Origin of the sequence: Klebsiella sp. A-Nf5, from assembly GCF_002810545.1 — a bacterium.
Classification (GTDB): domain Bacteria; phylum Pseudomonadota; class Gammaproteobacteria; order Enterobacterales; family Enterobacteriaceae; genus Klebsiella; species Klebsiella variicola.
This window is the reverse complement of record NZ_PIOG01000268.1, coordinates 377,419-396,458: the sequence shown is the minus strand read 5'-3', so window position 1 is coordinate 396,458 and position 19,040 is coordinate 377,419. Positions and strand designations below refer to the sequence as shown.

The 19,040-nt window shown below is 55.0% G+C and carries 21 protein-coding genes, 3 tRNA genes and 1 pseudogene; 17 read left to right on the top strand and 8 right to left on the bottom strand.

Annotated elements, in window-relative coordinates:
* Positions 1 to 52: 52 nt before the first annotated feature.
* Positions 53 to 274: a YodD family protein gene (locus CWM53_RS27085; protein ID WP_165784174.1), complete on the bottom strand. Its 222-nt coding sequence runs from the start codon at positions 272 to 274 to the stop codon at positions 53 to 55.
* A 133-nt stretch (positions 275 to 407) separates the two neighbouring features.
* Between CWM53_RS27085 and dsrB the strand changes: the two genes are divergently transcribed.
* Entirely contained in the window at positions 408 to 599 is a 192-nt protein-coding gene (gene dsrB, locus CWM53_RS27080; protein WP_061154037.1) for a protein DsrB, read from the top strand.
* A 32-nt stretch (positions 600 to 631) separates the two neighbouring features.
* On the opposite strand, the gene rcsA is transcribed toward dsrB, so the two are convergent.
* A complete protein-coding gene (gene rcsA / locus CWM53_RS27075; RefSeq protein ID WP_074385429.1) occupies positions 632 to 1,255 on the bottom strand; it encodes a transcriptional regulator RcsA in 624 nt (207 codons plus the stop codon).
* Between the two features lie 372 nt (positions 1,256 to 1,627).
* Here rcsA and yedD point away from each other — a divergent pair, with 372 nt between their 5' ends.
* A complete protein-coding gene (yedD, locus tag CWM53_RS27070; RefSeq protein ID WP_165784168.1) occupies positions 1,628 to 2,062 on the top strand; it encodes a lipoprotein YedD in 435 nt (144 codons plus the stop codon).
* A 45-nt stretch (positions 2,063 to 2,107) separates the two neighbouring features.
* Here yedD and amyA read toward each other — a convergent pair whose 3' ends face one another.
* Complete coding sequence (amyA, locus tag CWM53_RS27065; RefSeq protein ID WP_061154040.1) at positions 2,108 to 3,595, bottom strand: alpha-amylase; 1,488 nt, start codon at positions 3,593 to 3,595, stop codon at positions 2,108 to 2,110.
* Positions 3,596 to 3,795: 200 nt separating this feature from the next.
* On the opposite strand from amyA, the gene tcyJ reads away from it, so the two are divergent.
* From tcyJ to sdiA, 5 genes are all read left to right on the top strand, one after another.
* A complete protein-coding gene (tcyJ, locus tag CWM53_RS27060; RefSeq protein WP_061154041.1) occupies positions 3,796 to 4,596 on the top strand; it encodes a cystine ABC transporter substrate-binding protein in 801 nt (266 codons plus the stop codon).
* 95 nt (positions 4,597 to 4,691) lie between these two features.
* Entirely contained in the window at positions 4,692 to 5,678 is a 987-nt protein-coding gene (gene dcyD / locus CWM53_RS27055) for a D-cysteine desulfhydrase (RefSeq protein WP_061154042.1), read from the top strand.
* Between the two features lie 15 nt (positions 5,679 to 5,693).
* Positions 5,694 to 6,362 carry a cystine ABC transporter permease gene (gene tcyL / locus CWM53_RS27050; protein ID WP_008804215.1) on the top strand — a complete coding sequence of 223 codons (669 nt, stop codon included), beginning with the start codon at positions 5,694 to 5,696 and terminating at the stop codon, positions 6,360 to 6,362.
* A complete protein-coding gene (tcyN, locus tag CWM53_RS27045) occupies positions 6,359 to 7,111 on the top strand; it encodes an L-cystine ABC transporter ATP-binding protein TcyN (RefSeq protein WP_100675376.1) in 753 nt (250 codons plus the stop codon). The genes tcyL and tcyN overlap by 4 nt, the downstream gene beginning before the upstream one ends.
* Before the next feature lie 319 nt (positions 7,112 to 7,430).
* Complete coding sequence (sdiA, locus tag CWM53_RS27040) at positions 7,431 to 8,153, top strand: transcriptional regulator SdiA (RefSeq protein ID WP_074385434.1); 723 nt, start codon at positions 7,431 to 7,433, stop codon at positions 8,151 to 8,153.
* Between the two features lie 67 nt (positions 8,154 to 8,220).
* On the opposite strand, the gene CWM53_RS27035 is transcribed toward sdiA, so the two are convergent.
* Positions 8,221 to 8,445, bottom strand: coding sequence for a DUF2594 family protein (locus CWM53_RS27035; protein WP_061154045.1), 225 nt, complete (start codon positions 8,443 to 8,445; stop codon positions 8,221 to 8,223).
* Between the two features lie 461 nt (positions 8,446 to 8,906).
* Here CWM53_RS27035 and uvrY point away from each other — a divergent pair, with 461 nt between their 5' ends.
* From uvrY to CWM53_RS26995, 8 genes are all read left to right on the top strand, one after another.
* Positions 8,907 to 9,563: a UvrY/SirA/GacA family response regulator transcription factor gene (gene uvrY / locus CWM53_RS27030; RefSeq protein WP_002911539.1), complete on the top strand. Its 657-nt coding sequence runs from the start codon at positions 8,907 to 8,909 to the stop codon at positions 9,561 to 9,563.
* Positions 9,560 to 11,392: an excinuclease ABC subunit UvrC gene (uvrC, locus tag CWM53_RS27025; protein WP_074385435.1), complete on the top strand. Its 1,833-nt coding sequence runs from the start codon at positions 9,560 to 9,562 to the stop codon at positions 11,390 to 11,392. The genes uvrY and uvrC overlap by 4 nt, the downstream gene beginning before the upstream one ends.
* Before the next feature lie 57 nt (positions 11,393 to 11,449).
* The gene (gene pgsA, locus CWM53_RS27020; protein WP_008804219.1) at positions 11,450 to 11,998 is read left to right on the top strand and encodes a CDP-diacylglycerol--glycerol-3-phosphate 3-phosphatidyltransferase; all 549 of its coding nucleotides are present in this window, start codon (positions 11,450 to 11,452) and stop codon (positions 11,996 to 11,998) included.
* 150 nt (positions 11,999 to 12,148) lie between these two features.
* Positions 12,149 to 12,224, top strand: a tRNA-Gly gene (locus CWM53_RS27015).
* A 40-nt stretch (positions 12,225 to 12,264) separates the two neighbouring features.
* Positions 12,265 to 12,338: transfer RNA gene (locus CWM53_RS27010), tRNA-Cys, on the top strand.
* Positions 12,339 to 12,351: 13 nt separating this feature from the next.
* Positions 12,352 to 12,438: transfer RNA gene (locus CWM53_RS27005), tRNA-Leu, on the top strand.
* 222 nt (positions 12,439 to 12,660) lie between these two features.
* Positions 12,661 to 13,542 (top strand): dihydrodipicolinate synthase family protein, encoded by an 882-nt coding sequence (locus CWM53_RS27000; RefSeq protein ID WP_074385436.1) that lies wholly within the window; start codon positions 12,661 to 12,663, stop codon positions 13,540 to 13,542.
* A 90-nt stretch (positions 13,543 to 13,632) separates the two neighbouring features.
* Complete coding sequence (locus tag CWM53_RS26995; RefSeq protein WP_100630737.1) at positions 13,633 to 14,301, top strand: YecA family protein; 669 nt, start codon at positions 13,633 to 13,635, stop codon at positions 14,299 to 14,301.
* A gap of 26 nt (positions 14,302 to 14,327) precedes the next feature.
* Here the strand turns inward: CWM53_RS26995 and tyrP are convergent, their stop codons facing one another.
* Positions 14,328 to 15,539: a tyrosine transporter TyrP gene (tyrP, locus tag CWM53_RS26990; protein ID WP_074385438.1), complete on the bottom strand. Its 1,212-nt coding sequence runs from the start codon at positions 15,537 to 15,539 to the stop codon at positions 14,328 to 14,330.
* A gap of 190 nt (positions 15,540 to 15,729) precedes the next feature.
* On the opposite strand from tyrP, the gene CWM53_RS26985 reads away from it, so the two are divergent.
* Complete coding sequence (locus CWM53_RS26985; protein WP_061154075.1) at positions 15,730 to 15,969, top strand: YecH family metal-binding protein; 240 nt, start codon at positions 15,730 to 15,732, stop codon at positions 15,967 to 15,969.
* Between the two features lie 36 nt (positions 15,970 to 16,005).
* Here CWM53_RS26985 and ftnA read toward each other — a convergent pair whose 3' ends face one another.
* Positions 16,006 to 16,503, bottom strand: a complete 498-nt coding sequence (gene ftnA, locus CWM53_RS26980; RefSeq protein WP_008804225.1) for a non-heme ferritin — start codon at positions 16,501 to 16,503, stop codon at positions 16,006 to 16,008.
* A 56-nt stretch (positions 16,504 to 16,559) separates the two neighbouring features.
* Positions 16,560 to 16,670: pseudogene (locus CWM53_RS32130) on the bottom strand (hypothetical protein); the annotation flags it as partial.
* A 243-nt stretch (positions 16,671 to 16,913) separates the two neighbouring features.
* Between CWM53_RS32130 and CWM53_RS26970 the strand changes: the two are divergent.
* Positions 16,914 to 17,552 (top strand): RpiB/LacA/LacB family sugar-phosphate isomerase, encoded by a 639-nt coding sequence (locus tag CWM53_RS26970; RefSeq protein ID WP_061154076.1) that lies wholly within the window; start codon positions 16,914 to 16,916, stop codon positions 17,550 to 17,552.
* A 37-nt stretch (positions 17,553 to 17,589) separates the two neighbouring features.
* Here CWM53_RS26970 and CWM53_RS26965 read toward each other — a convergent pair whose 3' ends face one another.
* Positions 17,590 to 19,011, bottom strand: coding sequence for an MFS transporter (locus CWM53_RS26965; RefSeq protein WP_074385440.1), 1,422 nt, complete (start codon positions 19,009 to 19,011; stop codon positions 17,590 to 17,592).
* Positions 19,012 to 19,040 lie beyond the last annotated feature (29 nt).

Here is a 19,040-nt window from a genome sequence, read left to right as displayed (position 1 = left end):
ATTAGCAAGTTTGATCCCGACTCCTGCGAGTCGGGATTTTTTTCGCCCACCGTTAGCGGTTGACTTCACTGGCGCTGAAATCGTGAATATCGAGCTCGAATGCCTCCGCCAGTTCGCGCCAGGTATGGGCTCCTCGACCATCAATACTGGCACGATGCGGGTCATCCAGTGTGCGATGGACCTCGCTTTCGCTAATCTCATTAATCGCTGCCAGCAGAGCATCAACATTGATATCAACGTCGTTCCCGGCCTGGCCTGTCAATCGATTCTTCATCATTACCCCCTCGCTGAGCGTCGCTCAAGCCTCTTTAAGTATAGTCAGTCTAAAAAAACACCAGTCATGGGCCGCAACGCTGCGAGTTGCGTGGTTTTGTTCTACACTGGCTGAAAAATAGAGGAGATTGAATATGCAGGTGAACGATCGTGTCACGGTGAAGACCGACGGTGGCCCACGTCGATCGGGGGTAGTGCTGGCAATTGAGTCGTTTAGTGAAGGGACGATGTATCTGGTTTCGCTGGAAGACTATCCTTTAGGGATCTGGTTTTTCAATGAAGTGGGGCACCCGGATGGGATCTTCGTCGAAAAAGAAACCTCATAAAACGGGACTGGCGGAACCACCGCCAGTTTGTTTCAGCGCAGGTTCACCTGAATACCTGAAGTGACGTTTTCGGTAAGCCGAACGATATGGTAAATCACCTGTTTATTGTGCGTCTGTATTTTCTTTTTAATATTGCCTTTATGTGACGATACCGTCTTCGCTTTGATGTTCATTTGCGTTGAAATTTGCGACGTGCCATGCCCGGCCATCCACATTTGCAGCATATTGGATTCAGTCTTACTCAGCGATAAAGTCGGTAAATTTAATTGCCCCAGACTGCTGTTTTTGTATTTAAGATAATTAACCAGAATAACATCAAGGTCTTTTGGCGTTATCGATTTAGAACTGATCAGCAGGTTTTTCCGTACCCGCAAATAGCGGTCAAAATGAATGTTTGCCAGCGACATAAAGATAACAAACAGCGTCGCCGGGTTTTGCGTAATGATCTGGCGAATAATGCCATTACTTTCATCATCATGCACGAAGCAGTCTTCATTAAGAAACACCACTGCCGGACAGCACGAGGCGCAATGTTTTTGCAGATCTACCGCGCTATGGACCTCAACGATTTCCTGTTTTTTAATTCCCCGACTGGTCAGATAACCCGTTAAGCCTAACCGGGTATAGCTGCACAAATCCATAATCATCGTTGACATGACCCATCCTCAATCAACACGTAACGATATTCACTTCACACTCACTTTGTGAAGCAGTCCTTGCGAGCGGTATATAGTAGGTTTAAGAAAGAACCCATTAGTTCCATTAAACTATTCCGCATCTATGCATATAATTTGCCAGGAAAACTCTTAAAGTAAAGTCGAGAACCGGTAGTGTGAGCGGATTAAAAACAAAAAGTGCCCACAGATGCTATGGTTAGGCCCCAAACAATATTTTATTTTCGGAATTTCCTTATTTCAAATGAAGGTCAGATTGCCGGCTTCTGTCTTGCCCGGTTTTTCCGCCGGGGGCGGGGGTGGAAGGCTTAACGCTTTAATGCCACAATACTTTTTTATCGGCTTGTGGGATGAATGATGAAACAGTTAGTTTTTGCTGGCATGGTGTTGGCGCTGGCCGGATGTGTGCAGGTTGATCATTACGATGACGTCGTTAAAGCGCCGGCGCCGGCTGGCCTTGAGGGCTACTGGCAATCGAAAGGGCCGCAGAGTGAAATGATGAGCCCTGACGCGATCGCCAGCCTGATCGTCACCAAAGAAGGGGATACCTTCGACTGCCGCCAGTGGCAGCGCGTGATCGCGCAGCCGGGTAAACTGATGAACCGCGATAACCAGATCTACAATGTTACGGCTTCCCTGGATATCTATCCGATCGAGCGTGAGGGTAATACCCTCTCCTACGACCGTATGACGTTGACCCGCGTTGAACGCCTCACCCCTGAGTGCGAAAAGGCGTGGGCCAAAGCGCGTACGACAGGGACCGTCAGCGCGCCGGCTTCCGCGCGCTGAGGTTCCGGCGGGCCCGTTCGGCCCGCCAGGTGCATCGCCTGCTGACTACAGCACGGCTTCCATCACCCACACGCTCACGCTGCCCCCGTTGCAGGTAAAGGTCGCGCTACCGTCGTCGTCGGTTTCGACAATCTCTTCCCGGTTGCCGAGAAAATCCCGCCAGCGTTTATTGCCATAGTTCTCGCCCAGAGTCAGGGTCTTTTCTCCCTCATCACCATTGGACATCACTACCACGCAGCCGGGATCCTCGTCGGTGCCGCTTCGGCTGAAGGCAATACAGTTGGGGTGATCGAACCACAGCGTTTGCACGCCGTGAGCAAAGCGCTGACGGGCGTCGATCAGTTCATGCAGTTGTTCGATAACGGGCATCTCAATGGCGTAAGTTTGTCCATCGCCGCCGGTATCTTCATAGGATGCGCCGAAAAGATCGGCATAAAAGACCGACGGCACGCCATTTTCACGCAGCAGGATCAGCGCATAGGCAAGGGGCTTGAACCAGGGTTCAACCGGCGCCTCAAGGGCCTGCAGCGGCTGCGTATCATGGTTTGTCACCAGCGTCACAGCGTGAAAAGGGTCGGCTTCCACCAGCGTGCCGCTGAAGATCTGGCTCATGTCATAGTCGCGTCCCTGGCGTGAGGCTTCATGAAATTTCATCTGCAGCGGGGCATCGAACAGCATCGTCTTGCCCTCGACCAGGTCGATATACTGCTGGAGCTTTTCCACCTCATGGGACCAGTACTCCGCGACAATAAACAGCGGCTGCGGCGCCACCTCCTGGACGTGCTCGATCCACACTTTGTAAAACCAGGCGGGGATATGCTTCACGGCGTCAAGACGAAAACCATCGCAGCCGGTCTGCTCCATGACCCAGCGCGCCCAGTATTTGATCTCCTCGGTAACGGCGTGATTACGAAAATCAATGTTGGCACCCATCAGGTAGTCGAAGTTGCCAAGCTCATCGTCGACCTGCTCGTTCCAGCCTTCACCGGTGTAATCGTTGACGATTTTAAACACGCCATCTTCCGTCGGGTTCTCAATGTGGTCGATGCCGCTAAAGCATTTGTAGTCCCAGACAAATTGCGAATACTGCCCGGCTCGCACCGGAAAGGTATAGCGAGTCCATGCCTCGCATTCAATGATCTCCTCGGCAATCTGGGTGCGATCCTGCTCATCGACGCGCTGCACCTGCAGGGTTTCTTTTTCATCGGCGCCCATTTTGTGGTTCACCACCACATCCAGCAGCACGGCGATATCATGCTCTTTTAGAGCCTTCATCGCCGCCAGCAGCTGCGCTTTATCGCCATATTTGGTGGCGACTGAGCCCTTTTGATCAAACTCACCAAGGTCGAAGAGATCGTAGGTGTCATAGCCGACGGAATAACCACCCGAGGCGCCTTTATAGGCGGGCGGCAACCAGACCATATTGATGCCGATTTCATTCAGACTGGGGGCCAGCGCTTCGACTTCACGCCACAATTCGCCGCCGGCGGGGTAGTACCAGTGAAAACATTGCAACAAAGTGGGGTTTTTCATCTTCCATGCTCCAGACGTCAACAGGCTGACCTTTGCAGTATGGGAGATATCCCGCAAAACGGGTGAGGAAAGCCCTGATTTTCGCTATACCCTAACAGGGATCATATATAATAAATTGGCATAAGATGTAGCGTAACGATGTTGGTGTCAGGCTGTTAAGCGCCTTACACTACAGGAAAATCCTAACCTTCGGGGTATCTATGAAATTAGCACTTCTGGGTCGTCAGGCGCTGATGGGCGCGATGGCCGTTGTTTTGATGGCTGGCGTTAGCGTGAAAACTTTTGCAGCGGAAAACCTGCTCAATCAGGTTAAAGAGCGCGGTACCCTGCGTGTGGGCCTCGAAGGCACCTATCCTCCTTTTAGCTTCCAGGGTGATGACGGCAAGCTGACCGGATTTGAAGTGGAGTTTGCCAACGAGCTGGCGAAACATCTTGGTGTGAAAGCCGATCTCAAACCGACCAAATGGGACGGTATGCTGGCTTCGCTGGACTCCAAACGCATCGACGTGGTGATTAACCAGGTCACTATCTCCGATGAGCGTAAGAAGAAATACGATTTCTCAACCCCGTACACCATCTCTGGCGTGCAGGCGCTGGTGAAGAAAGGTAACGAAGGCGCGATTAAAACCGCGGCGGATCTGAAAGGCAAGAAAGTCGGCGTCGGACTGGGCACTAACTATGAAGAGTGGCTGCGTCAGAACGTCCAGGGCGTTGATGTCCGCACCTATGATGATGACCCGACGAAATACCAGGATCTGCGCGTAGGCCGTATTGACGCCATTCTGGTTGATCGTCTGGCCGCGCTGGATCTGGTGAAGAAAACCAACAACACGCTGGCAGTAACCGGTGATGCGTTCTCCCGTCAGGAGGCTGGCGTGGCGCTGCGCAAAGGCAACGACGATCTGCTGAAAGCGGTAGACGCCGCGATTGCGGATATGCAGAAAGATGGCTCCCTGAAGGCGTTGTCAGAGAAATGGTTTGGCGCTGACGTGACGAAATAACGGTCAGTGGTGAAAAAAGGCGCTCCTGGAAGCGCCTTTTTTTATTTAGCGCGTAACTGTGTGCATAATGAAGCATAACTGAGTCAGGAGGGGCCATGTCACTGCAAAATTTAACCCGCTTTCCGCGTCTGGAATTAATTGGCGCACCGACGCCGCTGGAGTATCTGCCGCGTTTGTCCGATCACCTTGGGCGCGAGATTTTTATCAAACGCGATGATACAACGCCGCTGGCGATGGGGGGCAACAAACTGCGCAAGCTGGAGTTTCTCGCCGCCGATGCGCTGCGCGAAGGGGCGGATACCTTAATCACCGCCGGCGCGATCCAGTCCAACCATGTGCGTCAGACGGCGGCGGTCGCCGCGAAACTGGGGCTGCACTGCGTGGCGCTACTGGAAAACCCCATCGGCACTCGGGCGGAGAACTATCTGAGCAATGGCAACCGCCTGCTGCTGGATCTGTTTAACACCCAGGTTGAGATGTGCGATGCCCTTTCCAATCCTGCCGCTCAGCTCGACGAGCTGGCGACCCGCATCGAGGCGCAGGGATATCGCCCCTACGTCATCCCGGTCGGCGGATCCAATGCGCTCGGGGCGTTAGGCTATGTGGAAAGCGCGCTGGAAATTGCCCAGCAGTGCGAAGGCGCGGTGGAGATCTCATCGGTGGTGGTGGCTTCCGGCAGCGCCGGTACGCATGCCGGGCTGGCTGTGGGGCTCGAACAGTTGATGCCGCAGGCGGAACTGATTGGGGTGACGGTATCGCGCTCTGTAGCTGACCAACTGCCAAAAGTGGTGGCGCTGCAGCAGGCCGTGGCCAACAGCCTCGAGCTGCAGGCGAAAGCCGACATCACCCTGTGGGATGATTACTTTGCCCCAGGCTACGGTACGCCGAACGAGGAAGGCATGGCCGCCGTGAAGCTACTGGCGGAGCTGGAAGGTATTTTGCTCGATCCGGTCTATACCGGCAAAGCGATGGCCGGGCTTATCGACGGCATTACGCAGAAGCGTTTTAAGGATGAAGGACCGATTTTGTTCGTCCATACCGGCGGGGCGCCGGCGCTGTTTGCCTATCATCCTCACCTCTAATACAGAAACGACAGCATGCAAGAAAGTATCCAACTGGTCATCGATTCCGCTCCTTTTCTGCTCAAAGGGGCCGTCTTTACGCTGCAGCTGAGCATTGGCGGGATGTTTTTCGGCCTGGTGCTGGGCTTTATCCTGGCGCTGATGCGCATGTCGCCCCTCTGGCCGGTAAAATGGCTGGCGCGCATGTATATCTCCATTTTTCGCGGCACGCCGCTTATCGCCCAGCTGTTTATGATCTACTACGGCTTGCCGCAGTTTGGCATCGAGCTTGACCCGATTCCGGCGGCGATGATCGGCCTGTCGCTCAATACGGCGGCCTACGCGGCGGAAACCCTGCGCGCGGCCATCGCTTCGATCGACAAAGGGCAATGGGAAGCGGCGGCCAGTATCGGCATGACGCCGTGGCAGACAATGCGCCGGGCCATCTTACCCCAGGCGGCACGGGTCGCTTTGCCGCCGCTGTCCAACAGTTTTATCAGCCTGGTAAAAGATACCTCGCTGGCAGCGACGATCCAGGTGCCAGAGCTGTTCCGTCAGGCGCAGCTTATCACCTCCCGAACCCTGGAGGTCTTCACCATGTATCTGGCGGCCTCTCTGATCTACTGGGTGATGGCGACCGTCCTCTCCTCGCTGCAGAACTATTTTGAAAACCAGCTGAACCGCCAGGAGCGTGATCCGAAATGAGTGCGATAGAAGTGAAAAGCCTGGTGAAGAAATTCCATGGCCAGACGGTGCTCCACGGTATCGACCTGGAGGTACAGAAAGGGGAAGTGGTGGCGATCATCGGCCCCAGCGGCTCGGGTAAAACCACTCTGTTGCGCAGCATCAACCTGCTGGAGCAACCGGAGAGCGGCACCATCCGCGTTGGCGATGTGACCATCGACGCCGGTCGCAGCCTGGGGTCACAGAAAGGACTCATCCGCCGGCTACGCCAGCATGTTGGCTTTGTCTTCCAGAACTTTAATCTGTTTCCCCACCGTACGGTGCTGGAGAATATTATTGAGGGGCCGGTCATCGTAAAAGGTGAAGATAAGCAGGAGTCGATTGTGCGGGCGCGCGATCTGCTGGCGAAAGTGGGGCTCAGCGGTAAAGAGAATAGCTATCCGCGTCGCCTCTCCGGCGGTCAACAGCAGCGGGTGGCTATTGCTCGCGCGCTGGCCATGCGTCCGGACGTGATCCTGTTTGATGAACCGACCTCAGCCCTCGATCCTGAGCTGGTGGGGGAGGTGCTCAACACCATCCGGCAACTGGCGCAGGAGAAACGCACCATGGTTATTGTAACCCATGAGATGAGTTTCGCTCGCGACGTTGCCGATCGGGCCATCTTTATGGATCAAGGGCGCATTGTCGAGCAGGGAGAGGCAAAAGCATTGTTCGCCTCCCCGCAGCAGCCGCGCACTCGCCAGTTCCTCGAAAAATTTCTGATGCAGTAAACCATGTGCTGGCGCGGCGGCTTTCCCGGGGGAGGGCCGCCGCGTACAGCCTGTCTTCCCTGCGGCGCGTCACGCTCGTCGTCACCTCTTTGTGCGATTTCTCCCGGTGGCCGTATACACCGCTTCCCATCCCCCCTTTGTAGGGTGTAGAAAATGACAAGAGAGTGGGCACGAGGTTCTGCGCTGAGAACGGGAAAAAGGCAAGCCTTCAGACTAATAAATGCGACGGCGACAATATTTTATACATATAAATAAGATTTATGTGTTAGTTTTCTGTATTTATAATAATGATTATCAATCAGGAGTTATTTGCACAGCTATGAGGGACAATGATTTTTTCAGCTGGCGGCGGGATATGCTGCATCAATTTCAGTCCGTGGCTGCTGGTGAGGAGGTTTATAATCTCCTGCAACGAGAAACCGAAGCGCTGGAATATGATTACTACACGCTTTGTGTACGCCATCCGGTGCCTTTCACTCGCCCCCGCGTCACCTTCCAGTCGACCTATCCCCGCGCATGGATGTCGCACTACCAGGCCGAGAACTATTTCGCGATAGATCCGGTATTACGCCCGGAGAATTTTATGCGTGGTCATCTGCCATGGGAGGATGGGTTGTTTCGCGATGCGGCGGCATTATGGGACGGCGCCCGCGATCATGGTCTGAAAAAAGGGGTGACCCAGTGTCTGACCTTGCCCAACCATGCGCAGGGTTTTCTCTCCGTCTCCGCGAATAACCGTTTGCCGGACGCTTATCCTGAAGATGAACTGGAGATGCGCCTGCGCATGCTGACAGAGCTAAGCTTGTTGACGCTCCTGCGTCTGGAAGATGAGATGGTGATGCCGCCGGAAATGAAGTTCAGCCGCCGTGAACTGGAAATTCTGAAATGGACCGCGGAAGGGAAGACCTCGGCGGAGGTGGCGATGATTCTTTCTATTTCGGAAAATACGGTGAATTTCCACCAGAAGAATATGCAACGGAAATTCAATGCGCCGAACAAAACGCAGATAGCCTGTTACGCGGTGGCGACAGGGTTAATCTGAGAGCGCCTGTCGTTCTGCGTGCCAGACGTGACACCGGCTGTCAGGGATACTTTCAGCCGGCACAGGATTATTGACGGTAAGCTTGTTTAATTTGCTTAACGGTGCTGGAGAATACGGCGGCCTGAGCCTCATCTTCCATCTGCGCGATCTGCTTTTCCATTTTAATAATCACGCGACCCGCATCCGCCTGGCCCATCGCCTGCAGCATCAGCGTTATCAGCGCTTTCATGCAGGAGACTTCCTGCGCCAGTTCTTGATTATTTTCTGCAGTGGAAAAATCTGGTGTGCTCATCGATATCCTCGTTTACTCGCTGCGCTAATGCGCCTTACCCAATGTGAAGGCCGCGCAGTATACCACAAGCGGCGGAAAAAAAAGGAGTGCTTAATTTCTGTTCTCTCATCTGAGCTGTGAATGATTCCGTGCTTCGGATAATACGTAATAGCCGCCAGACTGCCATTAATTTATTCCATATATTTAGCACGTTAATATTTGTTACATATTTTGCCTCCTATTTATGCGCTACGTAATCTGTTGTGTTTTTTGTGCTTTCTGTATGAGGATTGTTAAAAAATAAGACCATGGCAACTGACTGTTCTCAATGACTTTCCACTGTGTGTGCACAGACATTGCCATAAATGAGAGTCAAATCGAGGCGAGGGCATTTTTTTGCCTTTTAAATTAGCAATAAAACCCGGTAATATGTGGGAGATAAAGTATCAGTAGCGTTATCCCTCATTCTGGAGATTATTCCTTTGATCAACGTTCTTCTTGTTGATGACCACGAACTGGTGCGCGCAGGGATACGACGCATTCTGGAAGATATAAAAGGGATTAAAGTCGCTGGCGAAGCCTGTTGCGGCGAGGACGCCGTGAAGTGGTGCCGGGCTAATTCCGCAGATGTCGTCCTGATGGACATGAACATGCCCGGGATCGGTGGTCTTGAAGCCACGCGCAAAATCGCGCGCTCCGTGGCGGGCACGAAAGTGATCATGCTCACCGTGCATACCGAGAATCCTCTACCTGCCAAGGTCATGCAGGCGGGGGCGGCGGGCTATCTCAGTAAGGGGGCAGCGCCGCAGGAAGTGGTAAATGCGATCCGTTGCGTGGCGTCCGGACAACGTTACATTGCTTCCGATATTGCTCAGCAAATGGCGCTAAGTCAGATTGAACCGGAAAAAACGGAATCGCCGTTTGCCAGTTTGTCTGAACGCGAATTGCAGATTATGCTGATGATCACCAAAGGTCAGAAGGTGAATGAGATCTCAGAGCAGCTCAATCTGAGTCCCAAAACGGTTAACAGCTATCGCTACCGAATGTTCAGCAAATTAAACATTCATGGCGATGTGGAGCTGACCCACCTGGCAATTCGCCATGGCCTGTGTAATGCGGAGTCGTTAGCAAGCCAGTGAGTGATGTTTTTGACGCAAAAGCTTTCCTGAAAACGGTGACCAGCCAGCCCGGTGTGTATCGGATGTATGATGCTGGCGGGACCGTCATCTATGTTGGCAAAGCCAAAGATCTGAAAAAGCGGCTCAGCAGCTATTTCCGCAGCAATCTCGCGTCGCGTAAAACCGAAGCGCTGGTGGCGCTGATTGCGCAGATTGACGTGACCGTCACCCACACCGAGACGGAAGCGCTGCTGCTGGAGCACAACTATATCAAGCTGTACCAGCCGCGTTACAACGTGCTGTTGCGCGATGATAAGTCTTATCCTTTTATTTTCCTCAGCGGTGATACTCATCCACGTCTGGCGATGCATCGCGGCGCCAAACATGCGAAAGGCGAGTACTTTGGTCCTTTCCCCAACGGCTATGCCGTGCGGGAGACCCTGGCGCTGCTGCAGAAAATTTTCCCTGTTCGCCAGTGTGAAAATAGCGTCTATCGCAACCGCTCGCGTCCCTGCCTGCAGTATCAGATTGGCCGCTGTCTGGGGCCGTGCGTGGCGGGGCTGGTCAGCGAAGAAGAGTATGCTCAGCAGGTTGAATATGTACGGCTGTTCCTTGCCGGCAAGGACGATCAGGTCCTGACCCAGCTCATCGCCAGAATGGAGAAAGCGAGCCAAAGTCTGGAGTTTGAAGAGGCCGCGCGCATTCGCGACCAGATTCAGGCCGTGCGCCGGGTGACGGAGAAACAGTTTGTTTCTAACACCGGCGACGATCTCGACGTTATCGGCGTCGCCTTTGAGTCCGGAATGGCCTGCGTCCATGTGCTGTTTATCCGCCAGGGCAAAGTGCTGGGCAGCCGGAGCTACTTCCCGAAAGTCCCGGGCGGCACTGAGCTGGGAGAGGTCGTGGAGACGTTTGTCGGTCAGTTCTACCTGCAGGGTAGCCAGATGCGCACCCTGCCGGGCGAGATTTTGCTCGACTTCAACCTCGGCGATAAGACGCTGCTGGCCGATTCGCTGTCGGAGCTGGCGGGGCGCCGAATCAATGTGCAGACTAAACCGCGCGGCGACCGGGCGCGTTACCTTAAGCTGGCGCGCACCAATGCCGCGACGGCGTTAACCACCAAGTTATCTCAGCAGTCGACCATTCATCAGCGTCTGCAGGCGCTGGCCACCGTGCTGGAGCTGCCGGCCGTGAAGCGGATGGAGTGCTTTGATATCAGCCACACTATGGGCGAGCAGACGGTGGCGTCCTGCGTGGTGTTTGACAGCAATGGCCCACTGCGTGCGGAGTACCGACGCTACAATATCACCGGCATCACCCCTGGGGATGACTATGCGGCGATGAATCAGGTCCTGCGTCGACGCTATGGTAAAGTGATTGATGACAACAAAATTCCGGATGTGATCCTGATCGACGGCGGAAAGGGGCAGCTGGCACAGGCGAAAGCGGTGTTTGCCGAACTGGACGTTCCCTGGGATAAACATCATCCGCTGCTGCTGGGCGTGGCGAAAGGCAGCGATCGTAAAGCCGGCCTGGAAACGTTATTCTTTGAACCGGAAGGTGAGGGGTTTAGCCTGCCGCCGGATTCGCCCGCCCTGCACGTAATCCAGCACATCCGCGATGAATCGCACGATCATGCGATTTCCGGACATCGTAAAAAACGGGCGAAAGTGAAGAGCACCAGCTCGCTTGAGACTATCGAGGGAGTGGGGCCGAAGCGTCGCCAGATGCTGCTGAAGTATATGGGAGGGCTGCAGGGGCTGCAGCAGGCCAGCGTCGAGGAAATTGCCAAAGTACCGGGCATCTCTCACGGTCTGGCAGAAAAGATCTTCTACTCGTTGAAACATTAGGGGCTCTGTAGCAACATAGGGCTAATTTTTACTTACAACAGATAGTTACCCGTCACTATGCAATTTAATATCCCTACGTTGCTTACTCTGTTTCGCGTCATCCTGATCCCGTTCTTTGTGCTGGCGTTTTATCTCCCCTTTAGCTGGGCGCCGTTTGCCTGCGCGCTGATTTTCTTTGTCGCCGCCGTGACCGACTGGTTTGATGGTTTTCTGGCCCGTCGCTGGAATCAGAGCACCCGGTTTGGCGCCTTCCTGGATCCGGTGGCGGATAAAGTCATGGTGGCTATCGCCATGGTGCTGGTTGCCGAGCACTATCACACCTGGTGGGTCACGCTGCCGGCGGCGACTATGATTGCCCGTGAAATTATTATTTCGGCACTGCGCGAATGGATGGCTGAGCTGGGGAAACGCAGCAGCGTGGCGGTCTCGTGGATTGGCAAAGTCAAAACGACCGCACAGATGGCCGCCCTGGTATGGATGCTGTGGCGTCCTTATCCGTGGGTAGAGTGGGCCGGGATCGCGCTTTTCCTCGTGGCGGCGGTGCTGACGCTGTGGTCGATGCTGCAGTATCTGAACGCAGCGCGCGGCGATTTGCTTGATCAGTGATCGTTTCGCCGTTATTTTCAGCAAACGATGCAAAGTTGCGAAAAATACCGTTGACTCACCGCGAGAGATAAGTAGAATGCAACGCATCGAACGGCAGCACAGTCTTCCAGACGATAACAAAATCAAGTAATTAGCAAATAACTTGATAATGCGGGAATAGCTCAGTTGGTAGAGCACGACCTTGCCAAGGTCGGGGTCGCGAGTTCGAGTCTCGTTTCCCGCTCCAGATTATCAGCATCGGCAGTTGCGGGTGCTTCAGTATTAAAGGCGCGTTAGCAAAGCGGTTATGTAGCGGATTGCAAATCCGTCTAGTCCGGTTCGACTCCGGAACGCGCCTCCACTTTATATCCCGAGCCCGGATGGTGGAATCGGTAGACACAAGGGATTTAAAATCCCTCGGCGTTCGCGCTGTGTGGGTTCAAGTCCCACTCCGGGTACCATTGGGATAAAAGCAGAATAATCAAAGCAATAAGCAGTGTCGTGAAACCACCTACGGGTGGTTTTTTTGTTTCTATCCCTCCCTTTTCCTGACATCCTCGTAAGATAACCTTCTTCTACCCTTCAGATTAGGCCGTTCAGTCAACCTTTCATTTGTCCCAGGACAAAACGATCTCTCCTTGCTACTATCAACCGGATTCGTATCCCAGCCTGCCGGAGGCATCATGTTCACAGGGCTTTGCGCATTTCCGCTGACGCCGCTGCATCAGCAGCATATTGATGAAAAGGCGTTTATCCGTATTCTCTCTCGTCTTACCGATACCGGCGTCGACTCGCTGGGCATCCTGGGCTCGACCGGCAGCTACGCTTATCTGAGTCGTGAGCAGCGCAAGCGGGTGGTGCAGGTGGCGAAAGCGCATGTTGGGTCGATCCCGATGATGGTCGGTGTCGGCGCCATCGCCACCAGCGAAGTGCTGCGCCTGGTGGAGGATGCCCAGCAGGCCGGGGCGGATGCGTTATTACTGCCGATGATGTCCTATCAGCCGCTTTCTGCGGAGGAGATCTTTGCCTTTTACGAAGAGGTCTGTCGGCACGTCTCGGTTCCGGTTTGCCTGTATGACAATCCCCGCACTACTCACGTCACGCTGGCGGATGAGCTGCAGGGGCGCATCGCCGCCTTGCCGGCCATCGCCTCGATTAAAATTCCCGGTTTGCCTGAGCCACAGGCGCGTGAACGAGTGGCAACGCTGCGCCGTCATCTTCCTGCCCGCGTTACGCTTGGCGCCAGTGGCGACGCCCTGGCGACGGCGGGATTGCAGGCCGGTTGCGAAGTCTGGTACTCGGTTTGCGGCGGGCTCTTTCCCCAACTTTCGGGGGCGCTGGTAAGGGCGATTCGTACTGGCGACGCGGCGCAGGTTGCGGCGCTGAATGCGCAGCTGACCCCGCTCTGGCGATGCTTTGACCGCTATGGCGGCAGCCTGCGGGTGATAGCCAGTGCGGCGGCCATTCTCGGGCTGTGCGATCCTGACTGTCTTCCCCGGCCCTTGCTGCCGTTAGGGGAGGAGGCCATTCGCGACGTGGCGGCGGCGCTGCAGGGCCTGGCCTGATGCGCATGGGCAGGCGGATTGCCGCGCCGGGTGGCTTTCTGTCGGCAATTCGGCTACTGTAGGCCCGATTTTTACCATGCGAGCCTGTGAATGAATACCGGACCTTTAAACGAAAACGAACTGGAATGGCTGGACGAAACGCTGGCGAAATACGCCACCGAAGGCGCTATTCTGGATGTGTCTGAACTGGATGGCCTGCTGACGGCTATTCTCTCAGCACCGACTGATATCGAACCAGCCCAGTGGCTGGTGGCCATCTGGGGCGGGGTGGACAATGTGCCGCGCTGGGCCAATGACCGCGAGCGCGATCGCTTTGTCGATCTGACGCTGCAGCATATGAGCGACATCGCCGAACGGCTGGAGTCCTATCCCGAACAGTTCGAACCGCTGTTTGGCACCCGCGAAGCGGAAGGTCAGGAACTGACGATCGTCGAAGAGTGGTGCTTTGGCTACCTGCGCGGCGTAGCGCTGAGCGACTGGTCGACGCTGCCCGCTGAGCTTCAGCCGGCACTGGACGCGATTGCACTCCACGGCAGCGAGGCGCAGTTTACCGCGCTGGATAATCTGACGGCGGATGAGTTTATCGACAGCATCGAGCGTATCACGCCGGCAGCGCTGGCGCTTTACCAGTACTGGATGGCGAATCCGCAGCCGGTGGTGGTTCAGCAACCGGTCAGAAATGAGGCGAAGGTCGGACGCAACGATCCCTGCCCGTGCGGGAGCGGAAAAAAGTATAAGCAGTGCTGCTTAGCAAAATAAAACCAGGGGCCAGCCGGCCCCTTTTTTTATCCCACCGCAGGCAGCAGTCCGGCGACGATACTGAACTGAATCGCCACGATACCGATCCCGCACAGCAGAACCAGCCACAGCGCCGGCGCGCCGCCGACCACCCGCCAGGCAGCCTGCGGATGTTGTCGGCGGCTCTTCATTGCCAGCAGAGCAGGCAACATCAGGGCCAGCACGGCGAGCGCCACCCCGGCGTAGCCCAGGGCCATAACAAAACCGCGTGGATAGAACAGGGCGAACGCCACCGGCGGCAGGAAGGTGATTGCTCCACTCTGCAGACGCCCACTCACGCTGTTTTTGCGTTGAAACACATCGGCCAGATAATCAAACAAGCCGAGCGAGACGCCGAGGAATGAGGTCGCCAGCGCGAGGTCGGCAAACAGGTGTACGGCCAGCTCCACGTGTGGAGACGCCACCACTTCGCGGATCGCCTCCAGCAGTCCGTTCAGACCGGCGTTTTTGGCCAGCAGGGCGGTGAACGCGGGAGGGTTGATACTCCCCAGCGTCGCCAGCTGCCAGAAAATATAAGCCACCAGCGGAATAAAGCTGCCGATAATAAATACCCGGCGCAGTTTGCGGATATTGCCGCCAAGATAGCTGACTATGCTCGGCACGCTGCCGTGAAAGCCAAAGGAGGTAAAGATCACCGGAATGGCCGACAGCGCCAGGCCTTGCTCAACCGGCAGCGTCAACAAATTGACTTGATGAATATGCGGCATCAGTAGCGCCAGCATAATCACCAGAAAGATAATTTTGGCGCTAAACAGGAAGCGATTGAATAAGTCGACCAGCGAGGTACCGATGCACACCACCGCCCCGCCCAGCGCCGTAAATAACAGTACGCCGGCCGCCGGCGGCAGCTGCCAGTCCAGCCACTGGTTGAGGCTGGAAGCGAGCAATTCACCGGCGCCACTGATATAGGCCGCCGTGAGGGCATACAGCAGAAACAGCATGCAGAACCCGGTAATCCACTGCCCGTAGCGGCCCAGATAGCGTGCGGCCAGGGAACCGAGCCCCATGTCGGCAGGCACGTGCTGGTAGACTTCCAGCAACAACAGGGCGGTATAGCACATCAGTGCCCACAAGGTGAAAAGTAAACCCAGCGTGACGGTAAACCCGACGCCGGCGGCAGCCAATGGCATCGCCAACATTCCTGCACCGATAGTGGTGCCAGCTACGATTAAAATACTGCCCAGAGTGCGGTTTTTCACGCTTTTCGCTATCCCTACAGCAAATAACAATAAATTATGCCGCGCAGAGTAGGGGATATTACGGCATTCGTCAAATGAGGGTTACAAGGGGTGTAATGTAAACTTTACGAAGTTAAAGGGGGGAAAGCCTGCGCTGGCGCAAGGCGCCGATGGCATGGCTGGCCTAAGCTGGTGGTTTTCAGGAGGGGTTATGTCTTCTATTCATGGTCATGAAGTACTGCAGATGATGCTCGCCTCGGGTGAGTCCTGGACGGTCGCCTCGCTGGAGGCCGCCATTCGCCATCGCTTTGGCGAAGAGGCGCGGTTTCACACCTGTTCAGCAGCGAATCTAAGCGCCGCAGAGCTGGTGGCGTTTTTAGAGAAAAAAGGCAAATTTATTGCCAGAGAGGAAGGCTTTACTACCGCAGAAAATAAGATTTGCCGGCATTAAAAGGGCCGCGACATGGGGATGTCGCGGCACGGAAGATTAATTCTGTGTGTCGAGGGTCGCCAGTTCTTTATCGATAAAGTACAGACCTTCGCCACTTTTTCCAACGAGGGTCAGTTTATCAATCACCGATTTAAATAATTTCTCTTCTTCGTGCTGTTCAGCAACATACCACTGCAGGAAATTAAAGGTCGGGTAATCCTGACTGGTCATGGCGGCGTGCGCCAGTTCATTAATTTTTTGCGTGATCAACTGCTCGTGCTCATAGGTCTGGCGGAACAGCTCGTCCAGTGAGGCATATTCGGCAAACGGGGAGGCGATAGCGTTGATGCGCGGCAGGCTACCGGTGTCGGTCAGGTAGTCGAACAGGCGCTGCATATGGGTCATCTCTTCCTGGGCATGGCGACGCAGGAAGGCCGCAGCCCCTTCAAAACTGTGGTAACTGCACCAAGCGCTCATCTGCTGATAAAGAAGAGAAGAATAAAGTTCAAGATTCATCTGTTCATTCAGTTTGTCGATCATTTCCGTTTTCAGCATTGTCGCGCTCCTGGAATTAAAAATAGATGTTATAGGATGCCACTATAATTTGTTATTTAATTATTTGCAAAAAGTAAATTTAAAAATGTTTTATTTAAAATGCTAATGGGAATAACACGCATTGGCAGTTTAATAATAAATGAGAATGGTTTTAATTTATTATTAATCGTATTGGAAAATCAAATGACCTTCCAACTGGCTGACGAAGTTCAAACCGCGAGGTGGGGTTGCTTGCCTGGGGGCGTGGACCTGGCGACTGGACCGGCGGAGAGGGCGAAAGTGTGAAGCGCTGCGTAATTTTTAAAACAACTTTTCATAAAATTTGAAAGTTTGTTTTTCAGGTAGTAGAGTGCAGTCAACGCCAATGACATTCTGCGGGCAGGCCCGCACAGCATTCAGGAGAGTAAACCATGAAGATTGCACTGATGATGGAGAACAGCCAGGCGAACAAAAACGCCATCATCCTTAAGGAGCTTAACGCCGTTGCCGATGAAAAAGGATTCCCGGTGTACAACGTCGGTATGAGCGATGAGCACGATCATCATCTGACCTACATTCACCTCGGGATCATGGCCAGCATCCTGCTGAATTCGAAAGCGGTCGACTTCGTGGTCACCGGCTGCGGTACCGGTCAGGGAGCGCTGATGTCGCTGAATATTCACCCGGGCGTGGTCTGCGGCTACTGTATCGATCCGGCGGACGCGTTCCTGTTTGCTCAGATCAACAATGGTAATGCGCTGTCGCTGCCGTTTGCCAAAGGTTTCGGCTGGGGCGCGGAGCTGAATGTACGCTTTATCTTTGAAAAAGCGTTTACCGGCCGCAACGGCGAAGGCTATCCGCCGGAGCGCAAAGAGCCGCAGGTGCGAAATGCCGGGATCCTCAACCAGGTTAAAGCGGCAGTGGTAAAAGAAAACTATCTCGACACCCTGCGCGCCATCGATCCGGAGCTGGTGAAAACCGCGGTATCCGGCCCACGCTTCCAGCAGTGCTTCTTCGAAAACTGTCAGGATAAAGCCATCGAAGCCTTCGTTCGCCAGATCGTCGGTTAACCGTCATCAGGGCCAGCGCCGCTGGCCCTTCCATCATTTATGTCTTCTTCTCCGACACGCTGCTGCCGGCCGTTTTGGCCAGATGCAGGCTGTCGATCATCCCCACCAGACAGATCAACGCGATAAAGACAAACGACAGGCGAAAGCTGATCCCCGGCAGCGTGGAAAGGTGCAGCCAGTCGCCGACCTGCTCACCCAGGCGAATACCAATTGCCCCGAGCGTGATCCCCAGTCCTACCGCCAGCTGCGACGCGGTACTGAACAGCGTATTGGCATCACTCATCTGCGCGGCGGGGACATCGGCAAAAGCCAGCGTGCTTACGCCCGTAAACTGGATAGAGCGAAATACCCCGCCGAGATAAAGGATCAGCATGATGGCCCAGACCGGCGTCTGTGGCGTGAGCAGCGCGCAGGCCAGCAGTGAACAGACGTTCAGCGCACCGTTGATCAACAGCAGCCGGCGAAAGCCCAGCCAGCGGATCAGCGGCGTGGTGGCGGGTTTGATGGTCAAATTGCCGACAAACACCGCCAGCACCAGCAGGCCGGAGTGGAAGGGATCCATGCCGAACCCTACCTGAAACAGCAGTGGCAGCAGAAAGGGGACCGCGCTGATGGAGGAGCGGAACAGCGAGCCGCCGTACATCGTCACCCGGAACGTAGGTACCTGTAGCGCGTCGAGACGAACCATCGGCGCCGTCGCCCGGCGGAAGTGGCGTATAGCATATGCCAGACAGCCGAAGCCAAGCGCGGCGAGGGCCAGCGTCGGCCAGATCTGCGGCTGGCGATCGCCGAGCCGTTCCATCGCGGTGACCAGACTGACCATCGCGACTGCGGTGGTGATAAAGCCGGTGAGATCGAAGGAGCGCCGTTCCGTTTCGCGAATATCAGGGATAATGCGCAGCGCAAGGATGATGGCTGCAAGGCCCAGCGGGACATTGATAAAGAAGATCCAGTGCCAGCTGGCGTACCGGGTGATAAAGCCGCCTAAAGGCGGGCCGATAATGGGGGCCACCAGCGCCGGCCAGGTGAGGGTAGCGATGGCTTTGATCAGCAGGTGTTTCGGCGTGGTTCGCAGTACCGCCAGGCGACCGACGGGGACCATCAACGCGCCACCGATCCCTTGCAGGATACGCATGGCGACAAAGGTATGCACCTCGGTGGAGAGGCCGCAGAAGACCGAGGCAAGGGTAAAGATCGCCAGGGCGAGGGTAAAAATAGCGCGAGCGCCGAAGCGATCGGCGATCCAACCGCTGGCTGGGATCAGTACCGCGAGGGTGATCAGATAGGCGCTGATGCCGATATTCAGTTCGACCGCGGTGACGCCAAAATCTTTCGCCATATCGGGCAGCGCGGTGGCGATCACCGTCCCGTCGAGAAACTCCATAAAAAAAGCACCGGCCACCAGCAGCGCAGGCGCTGAAAAAGCACGTTCGTCTCTGGAAGAGATCGTGGTAGTCATGTTGTTAATGCCATCAAGAGTGTGAACCT

Bases quoted from the DNA above. Each gene is read 5' to 3' on its own strand.
- CWM53_RS27085 (WP_165784174.1), bottom strand. From the start codon at position 274: ATGAAGAATCGATTGACAGGCCAGGCCGGGAACGACGTTGATATCAAT.
- dsrB (WP_061154037.1), top strand. From the start codon at position 408: ATGCAGGTGAACGATCGTGTCACGGTGAAGACCGACGGTGGCCCACGT.
- rcsA (WP_074385429.1), bottom strand. From the start codon at position 1,255: ATGTCAACGATGATTATGGATTTGTGCAGCTATACCCGGTTAGGCTTA.
- yedD (WP_165784168.1), top strand. From the start codon at position 1,628: ATGATGAAACAGTTAGTTTTTGCTGGCATGGTGTTGGCGCTGGCCGGA.
- amyA (WP_061154040.1), bottom strand. From the start codon at position 3,595: ATGAAAAACCCCACTTTGTTGCAATGTTTTCACTGGTACTACCCCGCC.
- tcyJ (WP_061154041.1), top strand. From the start codon at position 3,796: ATGAAATTAGCACTTCTGGGTCGTCAGGCGCTGATGGGCGCGATGGCC.
- dcyD (WP_061154042.1), top strand. From the start codon at position 4,692: ATGTCACTGCAAAATTTAACCCGCTTTCCGCGTCTGGAATTAATTGGC.
- tcyL (WP_008804215.1), top strand. From the start codon at position 5,694: ATGCAAGAAAGTATCCAACTGGTCATCGATTCCGCTCCTTTTCTGCTC.
- tcyN (WP_100675376.1), top strand. From the start codon at position 6,359: ATGAGTGCGATAGAAGTGAAAAGCCTGGTGAAGAAATTCCATGGCCAG.
- sdiA (WP_074385434.1), top strand. From the start codon at position 7,431: ATGAGGGACAATGATTTTTTCAGCTGGCGGCGGGATATGCTGCATCAA.
- CWM53_RS27035 (WP_061154045.1), bottom strand. From the start codon at position 8,445: ATGAGCACACCAGATTTTTCCACTGCAGAAAATAATCAAGAACTGGCG.
- pgsA (WP_008804219.1), top strand. From the start codon at position 11,450: ATGCAATTTAATATCCCTACGTTGCTTACTCTGTTTCGCGTCATCCTG.
- CWM53_RS27000 (WP_074385436.1), top strand. From the start codon at position 12,661: ATGTTCACAGGGCTTTGCGCATTTCCGCTGACGCCGCTGCATCAGCAG.
- CWM53_RS26995 (WP_100630737.1), top strand. From the start codon at position 13,633: ATGAATACCGGACCTTTAAACGAAAACGAACTGGAATGGCTGGACGAA.
- CWM53_RS26985 (WP_061154075.1), top strand. From the start codon at position 15,730: ATGTCTTCTATTCATGGTCATGAAGTACTGCAGATGATGCTCGCCTCG.
- ftnA (WP_008804225.1), bottom strand. From the start codon at position 16,503: ATGCTGAAAACGGAAATGATCGACAAACTGAATGAACAGATGAATCTT.
- CWM53_RS26970 (WP_061154076.1), top strand. From the start codon at position 16,914: ATGAAGATTGCACTGATGATGGAGAACAGCCAGGCGAACAAAAACGCC.
- CWM53_RS26965 (WP_074385440.1), bottom strand. From the start codon at position 19,011: ATGACTACCACGATCTCTTCCAGAGACGAACGTGCTTTTTCAGCGCCT.